Origin of the sequence: Nocardia araoensis NBRC 100135 (assembly GCF_000308435.1) — a bacterium.
Lineage (GTDB): Bacteria > Actinomycetota > Actinomycetes > Mycobacteriales > Mycobacteriaceae > Nocardia > Nocardia araoensis.
The window spans coordinates 1-17,715 of sequence record NZ_BAFR01000335.1; the positions used below are offsets into that span (position 1 = coordinate 1).

The following is a 17,715-nucleotide window of genomic DNA, read 5'->3' on the forward strand; positions in this document are numbered from 1 at the left end:
CGGTGTGCGCGGAACCGATCACTGGGCGGTGCGGTTGGACCGGAACTTCGGCACGCACCTCGACGAGCGCAACCGGGCCACCCCGCTGTCGGACCCGGAGGCCTCGTTCGTGGTGGAGATTCCGAAATCGCGGCTGATGTCGGATCTGGCGTTGCGCGAGGCCGAACGGGTCGCACCGGGCCCCGGCGAGATCGAGATCCGGATGGAGGCGGCCGGGCTCAACTACAAGGACGCGATGAAGGTCATCGGCGTGCTCACCGAAAAGGAACTCGGCGGAACGTATTTCGGTACGACGGTCGGTATGGAGGGCTCCGGCGTGGTCGAGCGCGTCGGGCCCGGCGTCACCGACGTCGCGGTCGGCGACCGGATGATGGTGTGCGCCCGCGACATCCTCCGCAAATACGTCACCATGCCCGCCGACGCGGGTGCGACCATGCCGCACCGGCTACTGCCCGGCGAGGCGTACGACCCGTTGACCTGCGGATCCGGATTGCCGTATCTCACCGCCGAATTCGGTTTGCGGACGCTGGCGCGCCTGCGGCCGGAGGAGACCGTCCTGGTGCACGGCGCGGCGGGCGGCATGGGCATGGCCGGGGTGCAGGTCGCGCTGGACATCGGCGCCACGGTGATCGCCACGGCGGGCACGCCGGAGCGCCGTGCGCAAGTGCGCGGGCTCGGCGCGCACCACGTGCTCGACTCGCGGACGGCCGACTTCGTCGACGAGATCGCCGATCTCACCGGCGGCCGGGGTGTCGACGTGATCTACAGTTCGGCGCCCGGCGAGATCCTGCAGCAGAACTTCCGGGTGGCCGCGGAATTCGGCCGCGTCGTGGACATCGGCAAGGCCGACATCTACACCGGCGGGGTCATCGATCTGGGTCCCTTCGACCGCAACCTCACGTTCTTCTCCGTCGACATGGACCGGGCGCTGGCCCACGATCCGGAATTGCTGCGCACACCGATGCGGGCCAGCCACGCGGCATTGCGGGCGGGCGCGTACCGGTATCTGCCGCACACGGCCTATCCGGTGTCGGAGCTGGCCGCGGCGTTCGAGTCGGTCGCGCGGTCCGACCAGATCGGCCGGGTCGTGCTGGACCTGCGCGAACAACAGCCGATGGTGCGCCCGAAACTCGCCCATCCGCGGATCGACCCGGATGGCTGCTATCTGGTGACCGGCGGCTTCGGCGGCTTCGGCCTTGCCACCGCCCGCTGGTTGGTCGCCGAGGGGGCGCGGACGCTGGTGCTCGTCGGCCGCAGCGGCGCGTCCACGCCACAGGCTCGGGAGCAGGTCGCGGCGTTCACCGCGGCGGGTGTCTCGGTGGTCGAGGAGCGGGTGGACGTCGCCGACTACGCCGCGACGGCCGCGCTGGTGGAGCGCATTCGGTCCGTCGCCCCGCTGCGCGGGATCTTCCATGCGGCGGGGGTGGTGAACAACCTGCCCATCCCGCAGATCACCCGGGAATCGCTGGACGAACTGTTCGCCAAAGTGCTCGGAGCGCAGCATCTGGACCGGGCGGTCGAGGCCGCGGGCATCGAGCTGGACATGTTCGTGCTCTACTCCTCGATCAGCGCGCTGGGCTGCATCACTCCGCAGATCGGTTATGCCGCGGCCAACGCCGCCTTGGACGCGCTCGCCGCCGACCGCCGCGCCCGCGGCGCCGCGGCGCTGGCGGTGAACTGGGGCTTCATGAGCGGCGGCGGCATGGCCGACAAGACCGAGGCACTGGTGGACTATGTGAAGTCGATCGGCTTCCTGCCCATCGACATGGACCGGGCCACCGCTCTGCTGCGCGAATGCCTGGCTCTCGACACCACTCAGGCCGCGGTGGCGGATATCGATTGGACGGTGTGGTCGCGGGTGGCCCGGCCGTCCACCGACACCCGGCGTTTCCGGCAGCTGCTCGCCGACATCGGTGTCGGCGGCGAGGCCGGCGGCGCGCTGCGCACCGAGATCCTCACGCTGCCCACCGAACAGCGCGCCGACTTCGTCGCCCAGCGCCTCGCCGATCAGCTCGCGGTGGTGCTCGGCGTGGACACCGAGACGATCAACATCGACGAGCCGGTCACCGATCTCGGCATGGACTCGCTCATGGCGATGGAGTTCGGGGCCCGCACCGAGAAGGAGCTCGACGTGAAGATCTCCGCGCTGGAACTCAGCAGGGGCCTGTCGCTGCGCGGCATCGGAGCCAAGGTGGTCAGCCAGTTCTCCGAGCCCGCCGACACACAGGCCGCGGCATGAAAGGCACCGACATGTCCACCGAACTCATCGCTTACGCCGACATCGACACCGTACTGGGGCACCGGGACGGGCGATTCTTCGGCGAAGGCTACAAACGGATCACCCACCGTATCTTCGATATCACCCTCGATCGCGACCCGCAGGGCAGGCCACGGCTGACGGCGACCGCGGGAGTGCACTATCCGCTGGACTGGTCACGCAAGAGCACCCGGGTGCTGGTGCCGCATGTGAGCAGCATCGATTGCTCGATCTTCGGCTACCGGCTGCTCGAGGTGATCCTGCGCGAGTGCTACGGACTCACCGACGGCGAGATCCGTTCGTGCTGGGTGCCTTTCGTGCAGTTCAGCAGTGGGACCATCGCGACGGAGTCGCTGGAGGAGTTCTCGATCGGCGCGACGGTCGTCGCGGTGGAGGGCGACACCATCAGCATCACCGGGGCGCTCGGCGGCGGTATGAGCCTGGAGGCCACCGTGGCGTTACCGTCGCCGCCACGACCGGCGCAGGCCGAACCGCGCACCGTGCAGGAGACGGATCGCGGCTACTTCCACGGCGGGGTATACGCCCGCGGACAGTATCTGCGCAACGTCGTCGTCTCCGACGGCGGCAGCCGGGCACAAGCCGATTTCGCTCTCGCCGAACCGGATTCGGCCGGTCCCTGGCACGGCGTGGCCGACGCCTACCAGCCTTCCGTCACGCTGGTGGACGCCACGGTGATCCTGGCGCAACTGTCCCAGGTCGTGCTCTACGAGCTGGACAACATCGCCCGCAAGGACAGCGAGACGCTGTGGATGCGCCGGATGACCGCGCGGGCGTCCGCTCCCCCGGTGCCGTGCACAGCGGGCACCGCGACCACGCACATGGCGCGATCGATGGTCCTCGCCTTCGGCGGCGGCGACTGGCGCATCTCCAGCTGGGCGTCGGACTTCGCCGGGTGCGAGATCCGCTACGACCTCGCGCACCGACTGCCCGCCTAACCCGCGCAATCGACGAACGTTCAGAAAGGCACCCCCATGTCGGGAAACAATTATCGACGCATCGTGATCTCCGGGACCTACTCGACCGGGAAGACCACGACTTCCACGGCGCTGTCCCTGCTGACCGGCATTCCCCGGGTGGACGCCTCGTCCGCTCGCGAGGTGGTCACCGAGCTCTATCCGGGCATGCGTTTCCAGGATCTGAGCACCACCGAACTGATGGCGCTGGGGTTCCGCAGGCTGGAGTTGCGCATCCAGGCCGAGGCCATCCTCGACGCCCAAGGCGGATTCATCGCCGACGGTTCGGTGCTCAACGAGTGGATCTACGGCACCACGCGGCTCGTCACCGGCCCGAACCCCGGCTCGGCGCGCTGGCACAAGGCCGTCAAGAACGCACTCACCCTGCCCGGCCGGCCGTTCTACCGCCGCTATCTCAACGCCTACGGCGACATGGCCAGGCAGCGGGCGCGGCAGAACTACGACATCTTCTTCCACCTTCCGGTGGAGGTGCCGATGGACCCCGACGGCCACCGTCCGGTCGACGAGCGCTACCGCGCCATCTCCGATCGGCAACTGCTGCACGCGATCAGCGAGCTCGGGCAGCCGGTCGTGACCGTGCGCGGCACCCCCGAACAGCGCCTGGAATCGATCGTCTCGATGCTCGACATCCCCACCGTGATGGACATCGACGTCGCGGTGAAGGAGGCGATGGAGATCGTGCGCAGCAGCCGCGAGCGCGTCCAGGAAACGATCATCGCCCAGCAGCAACCACACACTCTCGGCCGCAAGATCAAGTTCGCCACCCGCGTTTAGGAGCACGCCATGACCGTCCTGCTGGACAAGACCAAACGCTACAACCCGATCGACTCGTGGTTCTACGACAACTTCATCTCCGACGCCGTGCGGGAGATGACTCCCACCCTGTTCGACGACATCGTCGCGCAGCTCGACGACGGCGCGCAGGTGCTCGACGTGGGGTGCGGCGGTGGGCAACTCGCGGTCGGGCTGGCCACCACCGGCGCCACGTTGCGGCTGACCGGCATCGATCTGTCCCCGCAGCAGGTGCGCAGGGCGCGCAAGCGTGGCGCGGCGCTGGGCAGCCGGATCCAGTTCCGGGAGGGGTCGGCGATGGACCTGCCGTTCCCCGACGCCGCCTACGACGCGGTGATCAGCTCCGGCTCGATCAAACACTGGCCCGATCAGCGCAAGGGTCTCGCGGAGATGATCCGGGTGCTGCGGCCCGGCGGCCTGCTGGTGGTGATCGAGGCGGATCGGGGCTGCACCTTCGAGGACGCGCGGTCGTTCGTCGACCGCTGGAAGCTGCCGCAGCCGATGGCCCGGGCCTGCCTGCCGTTCTTCCGTACCTATATCGCGGGCTACGGCCTCGACCTGGAGGACGGCCGCGAGCTCGTGGCCGGTCTCCCGGTCACCGACGCGACGGTGCGCCGCATCGCCGGCGAGCCCGGCATTCTGATCACCGCGCGCAAGCGAGACGAGTGAGCGCCGGCCACGTCGGCGAATCCGGCCGGTGATCGGGCCGGGCGGCGTCACGGCCGAGACGTCGCCCGGCCCGATCCGGTGCTCTCACGAGCGCCGGGCGCGCTGGGGATTGCGTGCGGCTTCGTCGGCCACCCGCGCCTGTCGTTCGGCGGGCACCAAGGCGCGGATGTCGTCTCGGGAGCCGATCATCAGTTTCTGCAAGATCGAACTCATCTGGGCGTCGACGGTCTTGAAGGAGCTACCGCGCCGGGCGGCGATAGCGGTGTTCGTCCAACCGGCCGCCGCCAGTACGGCCACTTCTTGTTCGGCCGCCGACAGTTCCTCCCAGTGCGAGGGTCGGCGGCGCCGGACCGGATGTTCGACGGGTAGCCGGTCCAACGACAACTCCCCCAATGCCAGCTGCGCCACTTCGTCCAGCTCCGGACGCAGCAGCGCACCTTCGCGCTCGGCCTCCGCGAAATCGGACTCACCCAGGACCGCGCGAGCGGTGTCGGCGGCGATCTCGGTCTCGGTGGCGAACGGACCGAGATTGACGAAGTTGACGCCGATTCTGTCGCGCAACGTGGCGCCGCCGCCGACCAGGCGCGCGACATCGCGCGCTCGAGCCGTCACCGTGGCGGTGCGGTCACCGCCGGTGTCACGGATCGAGCGCGCCAGTGCCCAGGCGCTGAGGTGCACGGCCCACGCCACGCCCCACTGATCGCGCATCGCCAGCTGCGTGGTCAGCGCGGCCCGTATCATCGCGAGCGCTTGTTCCGTGTCACTGTGCTTGGTCAGCGCGATCCCCCGCGCCAAACCGGCCCACGACGCCGCCCACCGCGCGCCGGAGCGCTCGGCGTGGTCCAGGTGCCGCCGGGAGATCTCCAAGGCCTGCGCCGGTGTGCCGAGCAACGCCGCGGCCAGCGCTTCGAACAATTCGCTCATCGCGGCACCGCCGCGGTCGCCTTCGGCGGAGAACTTCTCTCGCGCGCGGGCCAGCACGGCGATCGCGCGCACGTCACGGGGCAACAGCATCAGCTCGGCGCCCCTGGCGAATTCGATCGAGGCGGGCAGATCGAGGTCGTCGAGTCGCTCCCGCCACCCCGCTCGAGCCCCGGGGTCGGGCAGACAGAGGGCGACGCCTTCGTCGAGCATCCGTTCGGCGTCGTGGTGCATGCCCTGGCACAGGCAGATCCACGCGATCAGCGACATCGCCGTCACCTGCAGCCGCACCGGCTGCGGGTCCAGCGCCCTGCTGGCGGCCAGCGTGCGCTCGGCCCAGCGGCGTGGTTCGCGCAGCGAACCGGCGAGAAACGGGCTGCGCAGCGCGATCAGACCGGCGGCGATCTCCAGCCCGACCGCGGCCTCCTCCGGACTCGCGAGGCTGCCCGCCATGGCGCACAGCAGGTTGTCCCAGGCCGCGCGCGCCCAATTCAGCAGGTCCTGTTCGCCCGGCCCGAACCATCCGGCTCGAGCCGCGACGACCTTGTCGCGGTAGTAGCGGCGGTGCCTGCGCGCCAGCCGCGCCGGTTCACCGTCGCGTTCGGCCAGACGCTGCTGGGCGAACAAGCGGACGCTCTCCAGCAGCGAGTACCGCACCGTTGTGGCGGTCAGATGCACGGTGACCAGCGATTGGTCCGCGAGCCGCTCGAGCAGGCCGTCGATCTCCGCGCGATGCAACCCGTCCGGCTCGTCGTCGGCGCAGACCGCCTCGATCGCCTCCAGTTCGGCGCCGACGTCCGACTGCGCCGGGTCCGCGTTGTCCGGATCGGCGTCGTATCCGGCCGCGAAGACCGACAGCCGGTCGAACAGCAGCCGCTCCTTGTCCCGGCACAGATCGTAGGACCAGGCGATGACGTCGCGGATGCCCTGGTGCCGTGCCTCCGCGCCGACCCGGGGACCGTGCGACCAGCGCAGCCGCCGGTCGCCGACCTCGCCGGTGAGGTCACGCAGGATCATCGGCAGCGGCCGGCGCAACAGCCGTGCGGCCGCCAACCGGATGTAGAGCGGGTGGTTGTGCACGTGGCGGCAGATCTCCACCGCCAGCTCGCTCTCCTCCTCCGTGACGGTGTGCCCGGTCAGACCGGCACGGGCCCGAAACAGCGTCAGCGCCTGTTCCCGCGACAGCGCGGGAACGGGCACCAGTTGTTCGTCGACCCATCCGATCGCCTCGCGGCTGGTGGCCAGCACGGTCAGCCCCGGCGCGGCTTCCAGCAGATCGGCGATCACCCGCCCCGCGCCGTCCAGCACGTGTTCGCAGTTGTCCATCACCAGGATGGTCTGCAAGGTGCGCCCGACCGCGTCGCGGCGGCGCAGCGTGTCCAGCACCGCCTCCCAGGCCGATCGCCCGGAGAAGTCGGCATCGATCAGCGAGCGCGCGACCTGCTCCTCCACCGCCGCCGCGTCGGAGCCCCGCGCCAGCAGCGCCAAGCGCACCCAATGCACCGGAACGCGCCGCGCTTTGTGGAACCGCTGCACCGCCTCGGTAGCCAGTCTTGTCTTGCCGATGCCGCCCGCACCGATCAGCGTGACCAAGCGGGTGCCGCCGAGCAGCGCCATCCCGATCTTCTCCAGTTCCCGCTCACGCCCTACGAAATCACTGGCGGCCGGGGGCGCAGACCCCGGACCCGACGCACGTCCTACCGACACAGCAGGGCAGCGTAGTCGGGTCGATCCCGCGATTCCCGAGTCTCTACCGATGTGCGCGACCCACCTATACGCGGACGATTGCGCTGGCGCGGCAGTCGATCGCACGACCGGAAGGACACGACGGTGGGACGGATACTGGTAATCGGGGCGGGCGAATGCGGGTTACCCCTCGCTCACCGTCTGCTGCGCGGCGGGCGGTCGGTGACGCTGGTCGCCGATCGTGATGCCGAAGCGGTGCTCGCGGGCACCGTGACCAGCACCCAGGTCAAATTCCCGCCGACGCTCGACCTCGAATCGGACCTCGGCCTCGGCTTCTGGCGCTCGACCGCGCCGAACATCGAGGGCATCCGGTTCACCATGGCCGTCGATCGCGCGGTGGTGGTCACCTGGACCGGACGATTCACCCGCCCGGCGCAGAGCGTGGATCAGCGGACGGTGTTCGCACGCTGGCTCGGCGAGTTCGTGGCCGAGGGCGGTGATCTGCGCATCGCCGATCCCTCGGTACCGGAACTCGACCAGCGCGCCGCCGACCACGACCTGACCGTGGTGACCCGGGCGGGTCGTGAGCTGGCCGGCTGCTTCGAGGCCGACGCGGCGTGGCCGGCGTCCGCCGCGCCGATGCGACGGCTGGCGGTGCTGTACCTCGACGGCGTCGAGCCGGATCCGGAGGGCCTCGGTTCCTACACTGCCCTGCCCGAGCACGGTGAGGTGATCTCCTATCCCGGGTTGACCGGACGGCCGGGGCAGGAACGCCGCTGCGAGATGCTCCTTTTCGAGGCGCGGCCCGGCGGTGCGCTGGACGTGTTCGATCAGCACGGCACGCCCGCGCGACGCTGGGCGCGGGCCAGGGAACTGCTGAACGCGCACCTGCCCGCCCACATCGCCGAACGGTACCGGCACGCCGAGCCGACCGATGCCGGGGCGACGCTGGTGGGCGCGGTGACTCCGGTCATGCGCCGTCCGGTGGGCATCCTGCCGTCGGGCAGGCCGGTACTGGGCGGAGGCGACGTCGTCTGCCGGATGGACCCGGGCGGCGCTCAGGGCGCCAACAACGCCGTGCACTGCGCGGTCCGCTACGGCGAGGCGATCCTGCACGACCCAGACGGCCCCTACGACCGCGCGTGGATGGAATGGGCGGCCGCGCCGTGGCTGACGGCTGTGGCGCACCCCGCAGCGCGGTGGACGGCCACGGTGCTCGATCCGCCGCCGGCCATGCGCGAGATGATGCTGGCCGCCCAGCACGACACGGCACTGGCCGACGCCTTCGCGAACACCTTCGCGCGGCCGGCGAACCTCGCCCGGCTCGCGGCGACCGCGCCGTCCTGACCGATTCCCGGCCTCAGTGTTGCCAGGGCGGCGTTTCGGGGAAAACGACCGGCAGCGCGGCCAGAGCGCGATGGAAAGGCCCTGGCCGCCAGGTCAATTCGTGCACCGGCACGGCGGGCCGCAGTTCCGGCAGCGCGTCCAGCAACTGGTCGACCGCGTCCTGGCCGATCAGGTAGGCCGCGCTGCGGGCCGGGCACGCGTGCGGTCCGGCGCCCCACGCCAGATGTGATCGGTTGCCGCTGTGGTCGTGCCCGCTGATCGCCGGATCGTTGTTGCAGGCCGCGAAACTGATGACGACCGGCTGATGGGCAGGCAGCCAGACATCGTCGATCAGGATCGGCTGGCGCGGATAGGTGACCGAGAAATTCGCCATCGGCGGATCGGTGAACAACACCTCGTCCAGCGCGTCTCGCGTCGACAGGCTCCCGCCCACGACATCGCCGCCGAACCGGTCGTCGGTGAGGATCAGCATCAGGGTGTTGATGATCAGATTCTGCAGCGGTTCGATCCCCGCCCCGTAGAGCACGACGAGCTGGTGGATCACCTCCGTGTCGTCCAAGCCGGCCGGATGCCGCAGCAGCCGCGTCGTGATGTCCGGGCCCGGTTCGGCGCGCTTGTGCTCGAGCAGCCGCAGCAGCGCGGTGACGAGCAGCCGGTTGCCCTCCTCCGCGTCCACCCCGTCGAACACGGCGCGAGTAGCGGCGGCGACTTCCTGCCCGATCTCCGGCGGGCAGCCCAGCATGGCGTTGATCGCCTCGAAGGCCAGCGGTAAGGCGTACTGCGACACCAGATCGGCGCTGCCCGTCACGCAGAAGGCGTTGATCAGCGGCACCGCGATCCGCTCCACTGTCTCGTGTAAGACGTGCAGGTCGACGGCGTCGATGCTCGCGGTGTTCGCCTGGCGGTAGCGAGCGTGTTCCTCGCCCGTGCTGCGCATCGCGTTGGGACGCCACTCCAGCACCGGCAACACCGGGCAGTCGGCGGGGACGTTCGCCTGCCAGGTGCGCGGGTCGGCGGGAAAGTGCGCCGGATCGTGCATGATTCGCACCGCCGTGTGATAGCTGAGCACCAACGTCGCGGGCACGCCCGGCGCCAGTTCGACCGGCGCCATCGAACCGTAGCGGGCGCGCATGTCGCGGTAGGCGCGATGCGGATCGGCCGCGAACTCCGCGGAATACAGCGATAGGCGCTCGACGTCGTGGTCGATGGGCGAACCGTGCTGCGTGCCAGGTACATTCGCGGTGCGGTCGATGTCTCGGGGCGTGGTCAACGCGTCACTCCCACGGTAGAAGCGTGCACGCCGAGCGCGGGCGCACTCGGCGCGGATCGTCGGCGTTCGGCCCCTACGGCGCACCACTGCGACGCATCGTCCCGACCGCGCAGCGGATCGACACACAGGATCGTCGCGTAGGTAGCTCACGGGCATCGGTAATGGCGCGCGACCTGCGGCGATGCGACCAATTCCGCCGCACCGCAACGAATTCGCAGACGACTCACCGCCCCGGACCGGCCACGATCACCGACAGGCGCGCCCCGGCCACACCGGGCGCGCGCGAATCCCGCGGTGACGCTGCGTATTCGCCACCGGCGGCAGGACGGGCGGACCCATCCGATCCCAGACGGCAGGTCGGCCGCGCGCCCGCATTGCCGGGGAGACAAGCACTTCGACGCGCAAGTGGCTGGTGTATAACTTCCTTCGGCCCGGTCGACTCCACCGACAAGCGATAGCGAGACACGATGCACGGTTACCTGAACCAGGTGTCCCAAGGCGCGACCCCCTCCGGCTATCCGACGCGCGAGCCCGAGACCCGCGCCGTCGAGCCGCCGCGTACCGCGGATCTCGTCGTCAGCGCGCTGTTGTGGTTCCTGCCCGCGACGCTGGCGGCGATGTCGACGGTCCTCGCGCCGTGGTTCCTGATGGCGGGCGGCATCTGCGAGTCCAAGCCGGAGTGCCGGGTCGACACCAGCGCGGGCGTCTGGATCATGGTCGGCGGCGGGATCGTCGGATTCGCCCTGGGCGCGTTGCTGTCGGTGCTGGCGGCGCGGCAGGGACGGGCGATGTTCCCGGGCGCGTTGGTCGGTGCGGTGCTGGTCCTGCTCGCATGGTTCGCAGCCTCGTTCCTCATGGGCTGAGCCGCACACCTGCACACGTGACAGCTCGTCACCATAGGAACTCGCCGCCGCGCGGTCGCCCCGAGGTGACTTTGTCCTCGTTCCCCGGCTCACGAAACTGGCGCGGGTGTACTATTCGCCGGAATCACCCCACCGCGGGAGCTCGGGCAACGGCCGGGCTGAGAGGGCGGACCGCACGCGTCGCCGACCGCATGAACCTGTCCGGGTAATGCCGGCGTAGGGAGAGCGTTTCCGTCATGTCGTCGACCCGCGCGAGCACGGCGCAAGAAGCCCCGCTGACCCTCGACCAGCCCGCGCCGAAGGTGCTCTCGTTCTGGGACCAGAGCGCGTTCTGGGCCAATCTCGGTGTCAGCCTCATCGCGTTCTCCGGCGCCTACACCGTGCTCGCGCCGAACTCCGAGGGCGCGGCGCAGATCTCGATCGCGGCCGGCATCCTGGCGACCGTCCTCGGCACCGTGGTGGGCGGACTGATGCTCGGGGCCGCGGCGCTGACCGGCGCGCGTACCGGGCAGCCCGCCATGGTGCTGCTGCGCGGGCTGTTCGGCGCGAAACTCAGCTATCTGCCGACCGTGCTCAACATCGCGCAATTGATCGGCTGGGGGACGTTCGAGTTGATCGTCATCGGCGATGCTGCCGCGGAACTGTTCGGCGGCGGCCCGCACTGGCTGTATGTCGTGGTCGCGGGCGTGCTCACGACCGTCCTCACGATCTGGCCGCTCGGCTCGGTCCGGCTGCTGCGCAGGTTCGTGACCGCCGGTGTCGTGATCGCCCTGATCTGGTTCTACGCGCAGTTCTTCCGCGCCGGTCTGCCCGATCTGCGGGCGAACCCGGGACCGAGCGGGAGCGGACCGTTCGGCGTCGACTGGAGCCTCTTCTGGGTCGCCACCGATGCCGCCCTGGCCGTCTCGATCTCGTGGGTGCCGGTCGCCGCCGACTACACCCGCCACTCCCGCACCGGTCGCTCGGCGTTCGGCGCGGCCAGCGGCGCGTACGCGCTCACCCAGATCATCGCCTATGTCCTCGGCCTGTTCGCACTGGCGCTCGCGACCGGCGAAGGCGGGCCGTATGCACCGTTTTTGCAGGTGAGCCTCGGCGCGCTGTTCTTCTTCGTCTTCGTGCTGCGGGAGGCGGACCAATCCTTCGCCAATGTGTACTCCACCGCCGTGTCGATCCAGAATCTCGCGCCGCGCGTCGACCGCCGAGTGCTCTCGATCGGCCTCGGCGCCCTGATCACGGTGCTGGCCCTCCGCTTGGACATGACGAACTATTTCGGCTTCCTCGGACTCATCGGTTCGGTGTTCGTGCCGCTGCTCGGCGTGCTGGTCGCCGACTTCTTCCTGCGTGCCCGCCGCGAGTGGAACACCGCGCCCGACGCGCCCGCGCGCTGGGGCATGGTGGTCGCATGGTTGGCAGGGTTCGCGGTGTATCAACTGATCAACCCCGGTGACGCCGGTGTGTGGACCGAGTTCTGGGAGCGGGCTCGGCAGGCTCTGCACTTCACCGCGCAGGCGTGGATGAGCGCGTCGCTGCTGTCGTTCCTGGCGGCGCTGGCGGTGGCCTGGCTGCTCGGCAAGGTGGCGGCGAGGACCGCATCGGCGTAGCGAATTTGTCACCATGGACAGATGGGCCAGATCAGGATCGGCACGTCGGGCTGGGTCTACCCGCCCTGGCGCGGGACGTTCTATCCGCAGGGCTTGGCGCACAAGCGCGAGCTGGCCTATCTATCCGAGCAACTCGACAGCGTGGAGATCAACGGCTCGTTCTACTCGCTGCAACGCCCCTCGAGCTATCTGAAGTGGGCGGAGCAGACTCCGGACGATTTCCTCTTCGCGGTGAAGGGCAGCCGGTTCATCACCCATATGAAGCGGCTGCGCGACGGTGACGAACTGCTGGCCAACTTCCTCGCGTCCGGCCCGCTTGCGCTCGGGCCCAAGCTCGGGCCGATTCTGTGGCAACTGCCGCCAACCTTCCGCTTCGACGCCGACGTGCTGGACGCTTTCTTGGCCGGGCTGCCGCGCAGCACCGAGCAGGCCGCCGAGATCGCACGCAGGCACGATCACCGCGTCGATCCCGCCCACACGAGCACCGACGCCGACCGGCCGATGCGGCATGCTCTGGAGATCCGGCACGACAGCTTCGTGACCCCGGAGTTCACCGACCTGCTCGCCCGCCACCGAGTGGCCCTGGTCGTCGCCGACGCGGCGGGCAGGTTTCCGCTGCTGGAAGAGGTCACCGCCGACTTCGTCTACATCCGGTTGCACGGCCACGACGAGCTCTACGTCAGCGGGTACACCGACGAGGGATTGGACATGTGGGCGGAGAAGATTCGCTCGTGGGCCGCATCGCTGGACGTCTACACCTATTTCGACAACGACGCGAAGGTGCGGGCGCCCCGCGATGCCATGGCATTGCGGGAGCGCCTGGCATCGGTCGTGTCGCCACGGCCTGCGGGATGACGACGATGACGCCGGTGCGACAGGTCGCGGTCTGCGGACCCAGGGAATGCACGCGACAGGAAGCGGAGTGGGCCCGTGCGGTCGGCGCACTCTTGGCGCGAGCCGGGGTCACCGTCCTGTGCGGCGGCGGGTCCGGGGTGATGGCCGCGGTCGCCGCCGGCGCCGCCGCGTCCGGTGGGCTGGTGATCGGCGTGCGTCCGGACACCGACCGCGACGCGGTGTGTCCGGGGTTGTCGGCGGTGCTGTTCACGAACATGGGTGAGGCGCGCAACGCCATCCTCGTCGAGTCTGCGGACGCGGTGATCGCCATCGGCGGCTCGTGGGGCACGCTGTCGGAGGTCGCCCTCGCCCGGCGGCGCGGCGGGATTCCGGTTGTCTCCCTTGGTGGTTGGGAGATCCGCGACGCGAACGGGCGGCCGGTGGCGGCGACAGTGGGCGCGGCAGACCCGGCCGATGCGGTGCGCCGGGCACTGGACGGGATCGGTTCCGCACGGGCCGAGCCGACCTGAGAGCACCGATCGAACCGAGTCGGACAGGCAACCGTCGGCGACCAGTCTCCGCAATGCGCACGTGCCGGGAGGCGACCGTGCCGCGCGCGGCTCGCCCCGCCAAGAATTCGCTATCCGTAGCCAGATCGACCCTGCCACAGCCGATCCCGGTTGCCAAGCTACCCAACTCGCGCTCTCCCAATTCTTTCCGATTACGCAATCTTGCGCATGACGCAAGTTTCGCTACCGTGAACCTGTGGCATTCGTACTCGGCCTGCGCGAGCGCAAGAAGCTCGCCACCCGCGAGGCGCTCGGCTTCGCGGCGCTACGGCTGGCCGTGGAGCGGGGGCTGGACAACGTTCTCGTCGAGGACATCGCCGCGGCGGCCGGGGTATCGGCGCGGACGTTCAACAACTACTTCGCGAGCAAGTACGAGGCCGTCTGCTCGGTGGCGGTGGACCGGGCCCGCCGGATCGCGGACGACTTGCGCGCCCGCCCGGCGGCGGAGCCGCTGTGGCCCGCGGTGATCCACGCCGTGCTGGCGGAGTTCCGCGACGCCGAACCACCCGATCCCGCGTGGACCGCGGGCATTCGCCTGATCACCCGCGCACCCTCGTTGCAGGGCGAGTACCGCAGATCGCAGTCGGTGATCGAATCCGCGCTGGCCGAAGCCATCGCGCAGCGCACCGGCCGCGCGATCGACGCCGACATGTTCCCGCGGATCATGGCAGGCGCTCTCACGGCAGCGCTGTACGTGGCCATCGACCGCTGGGTCGATGCCGATCCCCCCGTTCCCGCGCTACCGGTCATCCGGGAGGCGTTGCGACAGTTGTCCCTTCTCCCAGGAGCGTTCCCCATGGACGTACCGACCCAGCACACTCTCGCCGTCCCCGGCGCGACCCTCTACTACGAGATCCGCGGCACCGGACCACTGTTGCTGCTGATTCCCGGTGGCAACGGCGACGCCGGAGGCTTCGACGCCATCGCCGAACGGCTCGCCGACCGCTACACCGTGGTGGCCTACGACCGGCGCGGCTTCACCCGCAGTCCCCTCGACGGACCGCCGCGCGATCGCATCGTCACCGACGGAGCGGACGCCGCGGCGCTGCTCACACACCTCACCGACGGACCCGCCCACGTCCTCGGCAGCAGTTCCGGAGCGATCGTGGCGCTGGAATTGCTGCGCTCCCGGCCGGAACTGGTGCGCACGCTCGTCGCACACGAGCCACCGCTGGCCACGCTGCTGCCCGACGGCGAGAAGTGGCTGGCCTTCCTGGACGGCATCCACGAACAGAGCAAGACCGAGGGCACGTCCGCCGCCATGGCCGCGTTCGCGGCCGGCATCGGCATGCGGCCCACACCGCCGCTCCCGGTCGAGCAGCTGCCGCCGGAAGCCGTCGCGATGGTCACCAGGATCCAGCAGAACCTGGTCTTCTGGATGGAACACGAGCTGAGGCAATATCCCCGGTACACCCCGGATCTCGCGGCGTTGCGCGCGTCGTCGGACCGGCTGGTACTCGGCGTCGGGCGCGAATCGAGAGACACCTTCCCCGGACTCCCGAACGCCGTCCTCGCAAAGGAACTCGGCCTGGACCTGGTCGAGTTCGCCGGTGACCACGTCGGCTATCGCACCGCCGCAGACGAGTTCGCCGCGCAACTCGACAACGTCTTGACCCGCGACACACCTGCCGCGGACTAAGCCGACTGACGCAAAGGGTGCAGAGCGGCCAGCGCTCGCAGGGCGTCGGCGCGGGAAATGGGCTGGTCGTTCTCCAAGGCGGCCAGTTCCAGTTCGATCCAGTCGCGGATGAGCGCGGACATGGTCACGTTGCGCTGCTCGGCGGCCTTCTTGACCCGCTGGTGCAACTCCAACGGGATGCGCAGCGACGTGGTGACGGTGACCGTGTCCTCGGCGCGCAGCGGCGGGGGCAACTCGGCCGGGTCGACCGGCGCGTCGCTGTATTCCAGACCGGAGAGGAAGTCCCGGACGTCCTGCGGGTTGGTCGGATAGTCAGTCATCGGCGTGCTCCCAACGCTCGAGTTCGGCCACCTGGACCTCGGTCATCTCGACCGCGCCCAGAATGTCCCACTGCCAGCCTTCGGTGCGGCGGACAGCGACGATGAGCGGCCGGCCCGCCTCGGTCCGGCCCCACACCGTCAGGACCGCGAGCTCGTTCCGGCCGCGCGCCCGCCGAGGCCATCGGCGGGCGCCCATGAGCACCTGCAGCACTTCCCGCGGGTCGATGCCCACCAGCGACAACAGTGCCCACTCGGGCCAGTTATAACCCACGATCAGCGATAATACAAGTGTATTGCAGCCGAGCTCACCGCGCTCTCGCTCGGGACAGATTCCAGCTCTGCCAGGTGTCGTCGCCGAGGTCGGCCAGCAGCCTGGCGCGCGTGTCGGCACGCAGCGGCTCCGGGAGCCGGTCGAGCGTGGGCAGGATGTCCGGCGAGAGCGTGACCAGGTATTCGGTGTCCAGCTGTTTGCCCCGCTGCCAGCGATCGACGTTCTCCTCGGCGATCAGTCGCTCCGGGTCCACCACGGCCAGGGCCAGCAGCGTCGCCATGGCGGTGCCGAGCACGGCGCGCGGCAGCCACGCCCGGCGCAGCCGTAGCACCGCGGCCAGGACCAGGACATAGACCAGGCCGAGCCACAGCTCGCAGGCTTCCACCAGCAGGCGCAGCACCGTGAAGCCGTAGGCCCGCTGGTAGGTCCACATCCGGCCGAGCGCGGAGGCGACGATCACCAGCCCGAGCACGCTCACCGCCGTGAGCAGCCCGCGCAGCCACCACCGGTCGGCGGGCGTGTCCTGAGCCGCCCAGCGCAATACGACCGCGAGCACCCCGAGGGTCAGGACGGTGACGGCCGACAGCTGCCAGAACCCGCTGCGCGCGTACTCGGCGTAGGTCAGGCCGGAGGTCTTCCTGACGTGGTCGTCGCCGCCGAAGAGCACGACGAATTGGGTCGCGACGAACGCCGTGAACACGATCGCGAGCGCACCGACCGGCAGTGCCCATTCCGAACGGCGCAGCGTTCGCCCACCCGTGCGCGCGATGGCGGGCGGCGGCGGGCCCGCGAGCACGAACAACGCGCCGAGCGCGCCGAGCGCGGCCAACCCGAAGAGGACTGTCCACCGCACCACCGAGGGGATGTCCAGGTCCGGTGTCACGGTCTCGAGCAGCGCGGCGAACATCGCATCGGCACTGCCGAGCAATGGAACGAACACCGCGAGCAGCGCGATGGTCACGGCCACCGACAACCCCAGCCGCCAGGCCCGTGGCGTGTGCGCACCGCGCACCCCGGCGGTACCGGCGTACACCCACGGCACGGCGGCGACCACCTCCAGCCCGACGGCCAGGGTGTCGTAGAGGATGCCGTTCGCCGAGCGTCGTCCGACGACCGCGAGCGAAGCGGCGACACCCGCCGCGACCACACACAGGGCGAACAGCCAGCCCGCGGCGCGGAAGGCCCCTACCGCCAGCAGAGCGAGTGCGAGCGTCGCCCACCACACACGCCCGGCGAACCGCGCTCTCTGCACGTACTGCGTTGTCGCCGTGGAGCGTTCAGCCGTCGGTTCCGCCTCGGCGGTGGCGCCTTCCGTCACGCTCGCCACCGCCCTTCGGGCGTTCCGGTCGACGAGGAAGACCGCCGTGGCGGCGATCGCGGCGGCTAGGACCCAGCCGATGCCGGGCCGGTCCCAGTGGACGAGGATCGCCGCTGCCAGACCCGAGACGAGCGCGGCAGGCACCACGCCGGGAGGACAGACCACCCGCCGCCACCTGGGTGGGCGTTGCCGGACGTCCGGTGTATTCGAGTCGGCGAGACTCGCCGTGGGAATCGCCGGTCCGGCGACCGCAGCCACCGCTGCGCTGGATCCGGTTGCGGGGGAGGCAGATTCGGCGCTCGGAGCAGCCGAGGCCGCACGATCGGCCGCCGAGACGGATTCGGGTTCCGGAGGCATGGTTCG

General features: G+C 69.9%; 15 protein-coding genes and 1 riboswitch. Of the genes, 10 read left to right on the forward strand and 5 right to left on the reverse strand.

The window, feature by feature from the left end:
• The 4 genes from ON21_RS32020 to ON21_RS36235 form a co-directional block, all read left to right on the forward strand.
• The coding region (locus ON21_RS32020; RefSeq protein WP_157171101.1) for an SDR family NAD(P)-dependent oxidoreductase at window positions 1–2,239 on the forward strand (2,239 nt) is incomplete at its 5' end.
• On the forward strand, window positions 2,236–3,213 hold the full coding sequence (locus ON21_RS32025; RefSeq protein WP_039804317.1) for an AvrD family protein: 978 nt from the start codon (window positions 2,236–2,238) through the stop codon (window positions 3,211–3,213). The genes ON21_RS32020 and ON21_RS32025, both read left to right, overlap by 4 nt.
• Window positions 3,214–3,249: 36 nt before the next feature.
• Complete coding sequence (locus ON21_RS32030) at window positions 3,250–4,026, forward strand: ATP/GTP-binding protein (protein WP_039804319.1); 777 nt, start codon at window positions 3,250–3,252, stop codon at window positions 4,024–4,026.
• A gap of 9 nt (window positions 4,027–4,035) precedes the next feature.
• A complete protein-coding gene (locus ON21_RS36235; RefSeq protein WP_051021561.1) occupies window positions 4,036–4,713 on the forward strand; it encodes a class I SAM-dependent methyltransferase in 678 nt (225 codons plus the stop codon).
• Window positions 4,714–4,797: 84 nt separating this feature from the next.
• On the opposite strand, the gene ON21_RS32040 is transcribed toward ON21_RS36235, so the two are convergent.
• Window positions 4,798–7,341 carry a helix-turn-helix transcriptional regulator gene (locus ON21_RS32040; protein WP_157171102.1) on the reverse strand — a complete coding sequence of 848 codons (2,544 nt, stop codon included), beginning with the start codon at window positions 7,339–7,341 and terminating at the stop codon, window positions 4,798–4,800.
• A gap of 123 nt (window positions 7,342–7,464) precedes the next feature.
• On the opposite strand from ON21_RS32040, the gene ON21_RS32045 reads away from it, so the two are divergent.
• The gene (locus tag ON21_RS32045) at window positions 7,465–8,667 is read left to right on the forward strand and encodes a styrene monooxygenase/indole monooxygenase family protein (RefSeq protein WP_039804335.1); all 1,203 of its coding nucleotides are present in this window, start codon (window positions 7,465–7,467) and stop codon (window positions 8,665–8,667) included.
• A gap of 13 nt (window positions 8,668–8,680) precedes the next feature.
• Here ON21_RS32045 and ON21_RS32050 read toward each other — a convergent pair whose 3' ends face one another.
• Entirely contained in the window at window positions 8,681–9,937 is a 1,257-nt protein-coding gene (locus tag ON21_RS32050) for a cytochrome P450 (RefSeq protein ID WP_039804323.1), read from the reverse strand.
• A 467-nt stretch (window positions 9,938–10,404) separates the two neighbouring features.
• On the opposite strand from ON21_RS32050, the gene ON21_RS32055 reads away from it, so the two are divergent.
• The 5 genes from ON21_RS32055 (at window position 10,405) to ON21_RS39775 (ending at window position 15,443) form a co-directional block, all read left to right on the forward strand.
• Window positions 10,405–10,800, forward strand: coding sequence for a hypothetical protein (locus ON21_RS32055; protein ID WP_039804325.1), 396 nt, complete (start codon window positions 10,405–10,407; stop codon window positions 10,798–10,800).
• Between the two features lie 124 nt (window positions 10,801–10,924).
• Window positions 10,925–11,040, forward strand: a riboswitch (TPP riboswitch).
• Window positions 11,037–12,401 carry a purine-cytosine permease family protein gene (locus ON21_RS32060; protein WP_039804327.1) on the forward strand — a complete coding sequence of 455 codons (1,365 nt, stop codon included), beginning with the start codon at window positions 11,037–11,039 and terminating at the stop codon, window positions 12,399–12,401. It overlaps the preceding riboswitch by 4 nt.
• A 21-nt stretch (window positions 12,402–12,422) precedes the next feature.
• Window positions 12,423–13,256 carry a DUF72 domain-containing protein gene (locus ON21_RS32065; RefSeq protein ID WP_039804328.1) on the forward strand — a complete coding sequence of 278 codons (834 nt, stop codon included), beginning with the start codon at window positions 12,423–12,425 and terminating at the stop codon, window positions 13,254–13,256.
• 5 nt (window positions 13,257–13,261) lie between these two features.
• Entirely contained in the window at window positions 13,262–13,765 is a 504-nt protein-coding gene (locus tag ON21_RS36240) for an SLOG cluster 4 domain-containing protein (protein WP_051021564.1), read from the forward strand.
• A gap of 235 nt (window positions 13,766–14,000) precedes the next feature.
• Complete coding sequence (locus tag ON21_RS39775; RefSeq protein WP_218004184.1) at window positions 14,001–15,443, forward strand: alpha/beta fold hydrolase; 1,443 nt, start codon at window positions 14,001–14,003, stop codon at window positions 15,441–15,443.
• Here ON21_RS39775 and ON21_RS32085 read toward each other — a convergent pair.
• The 3 genes from ON21_RS32085 to ON21_RS32095 are packed head-to-tail and all read right to left on the reverse strand — an operon-like array spanning window position 15,440 to window position 17,517.
• Complete coding sequence (locus tag ON21_RS32085) at window positions 15,440–15,763, reverse strand: ribbon-helix-helix domain-containing protein (protein ID WP_051021563.1); 324 nt, start codon at window positions 15,761–15,763, stop codon at window positions 15,440–15,442. The two genes, ON21_RS39775 and ON21_RS32085, sit on opposite strands and share 4 nt — an antisense overlap.
• Window positions 15,756–16,034 (reverse strand): hypothetical protein, encoded by a 279-nt coding sequence (locus tag ON21_RS32090; RefSeq protein WP_039804330.1) that lies wholly within the window; start codon window positions 16,032–16,034, stop codon window positions 15,756–15,758. The genes ON21_RS32085 and ON21_RS32090 overlap by 8 nt, the downstream gene beginning before the upstream one ends.
• Before the next feature lie 34 nt (window positions 16,035–16,068).
• Window positions 16,069–17,517 (reverse strand): DUF4153 domain-containing protein, encoded by a 1,449-nt coding sequence (locus ON21_RS32095; protein ID WP_245562819.1) that lies wholly within the window; start codon window positions 17,515–17,517, stop codon window positions 16,069–16,071.
• Between the last annotated feature and the right edge of the window lie 198 nt (window positions 17,518–17,715).

Coding starts and splice junctions, on each gene's coding strand:
- ON21_RS32025 (WP_039804317.1), top strand. CDS start 2,236: ATGAAAGGCACCGACATGTCCACCGAACTCATCGCTTACGCCGACATC.
- ON21_RS32030 (WP_039804319.1), top strand. CDS start 3,250: ATGTCGGGAAACAATTATCGACGCATCGTGATCTCCGGGACCTACTCG.
- ON21_RS36235 (WP_051021561.1), top strand. CDS start 4,036: ATGACCGTCCTGCTGGACAAGACCAAACGCTACAACCCGATCGACTCG.
- ON21_RS32055 (WP_039804325.1), top strand. CDS start 10,405: ATGCACGGTTACCTGAACCAGGTGTCCCAAGGCGCGACCCCCTCCGGC.
- ON21_RS32060 (WP_039804327.1), top strand. CDS start 11,037: ATGTCGTCGACCCGCGCGAGCACGGCGCAAGAAGCCCCGCTGACCCTC.
- ON21_RS32065 (WP_039804328.1), top strand. CDS start 12,423: ATGGGCCAGATCAGGATCGGCACGTCGGGCTGGGTCTACCCGCCCTGG.
- ON21_RS36240 (WP_051021564.1), top strand. CDS start 13,262: ATGACGCCGGTGCGACAGGTCGCGGTCTGCGGACCCAGGGAATGCACG.
- ON21_RS32085 (WP_051021563.1), bottom strand. CDS start 15,763: ATGACTGACTATCCGACCAACCCGCAGGACGTCCGGGACTTCCTCTCC.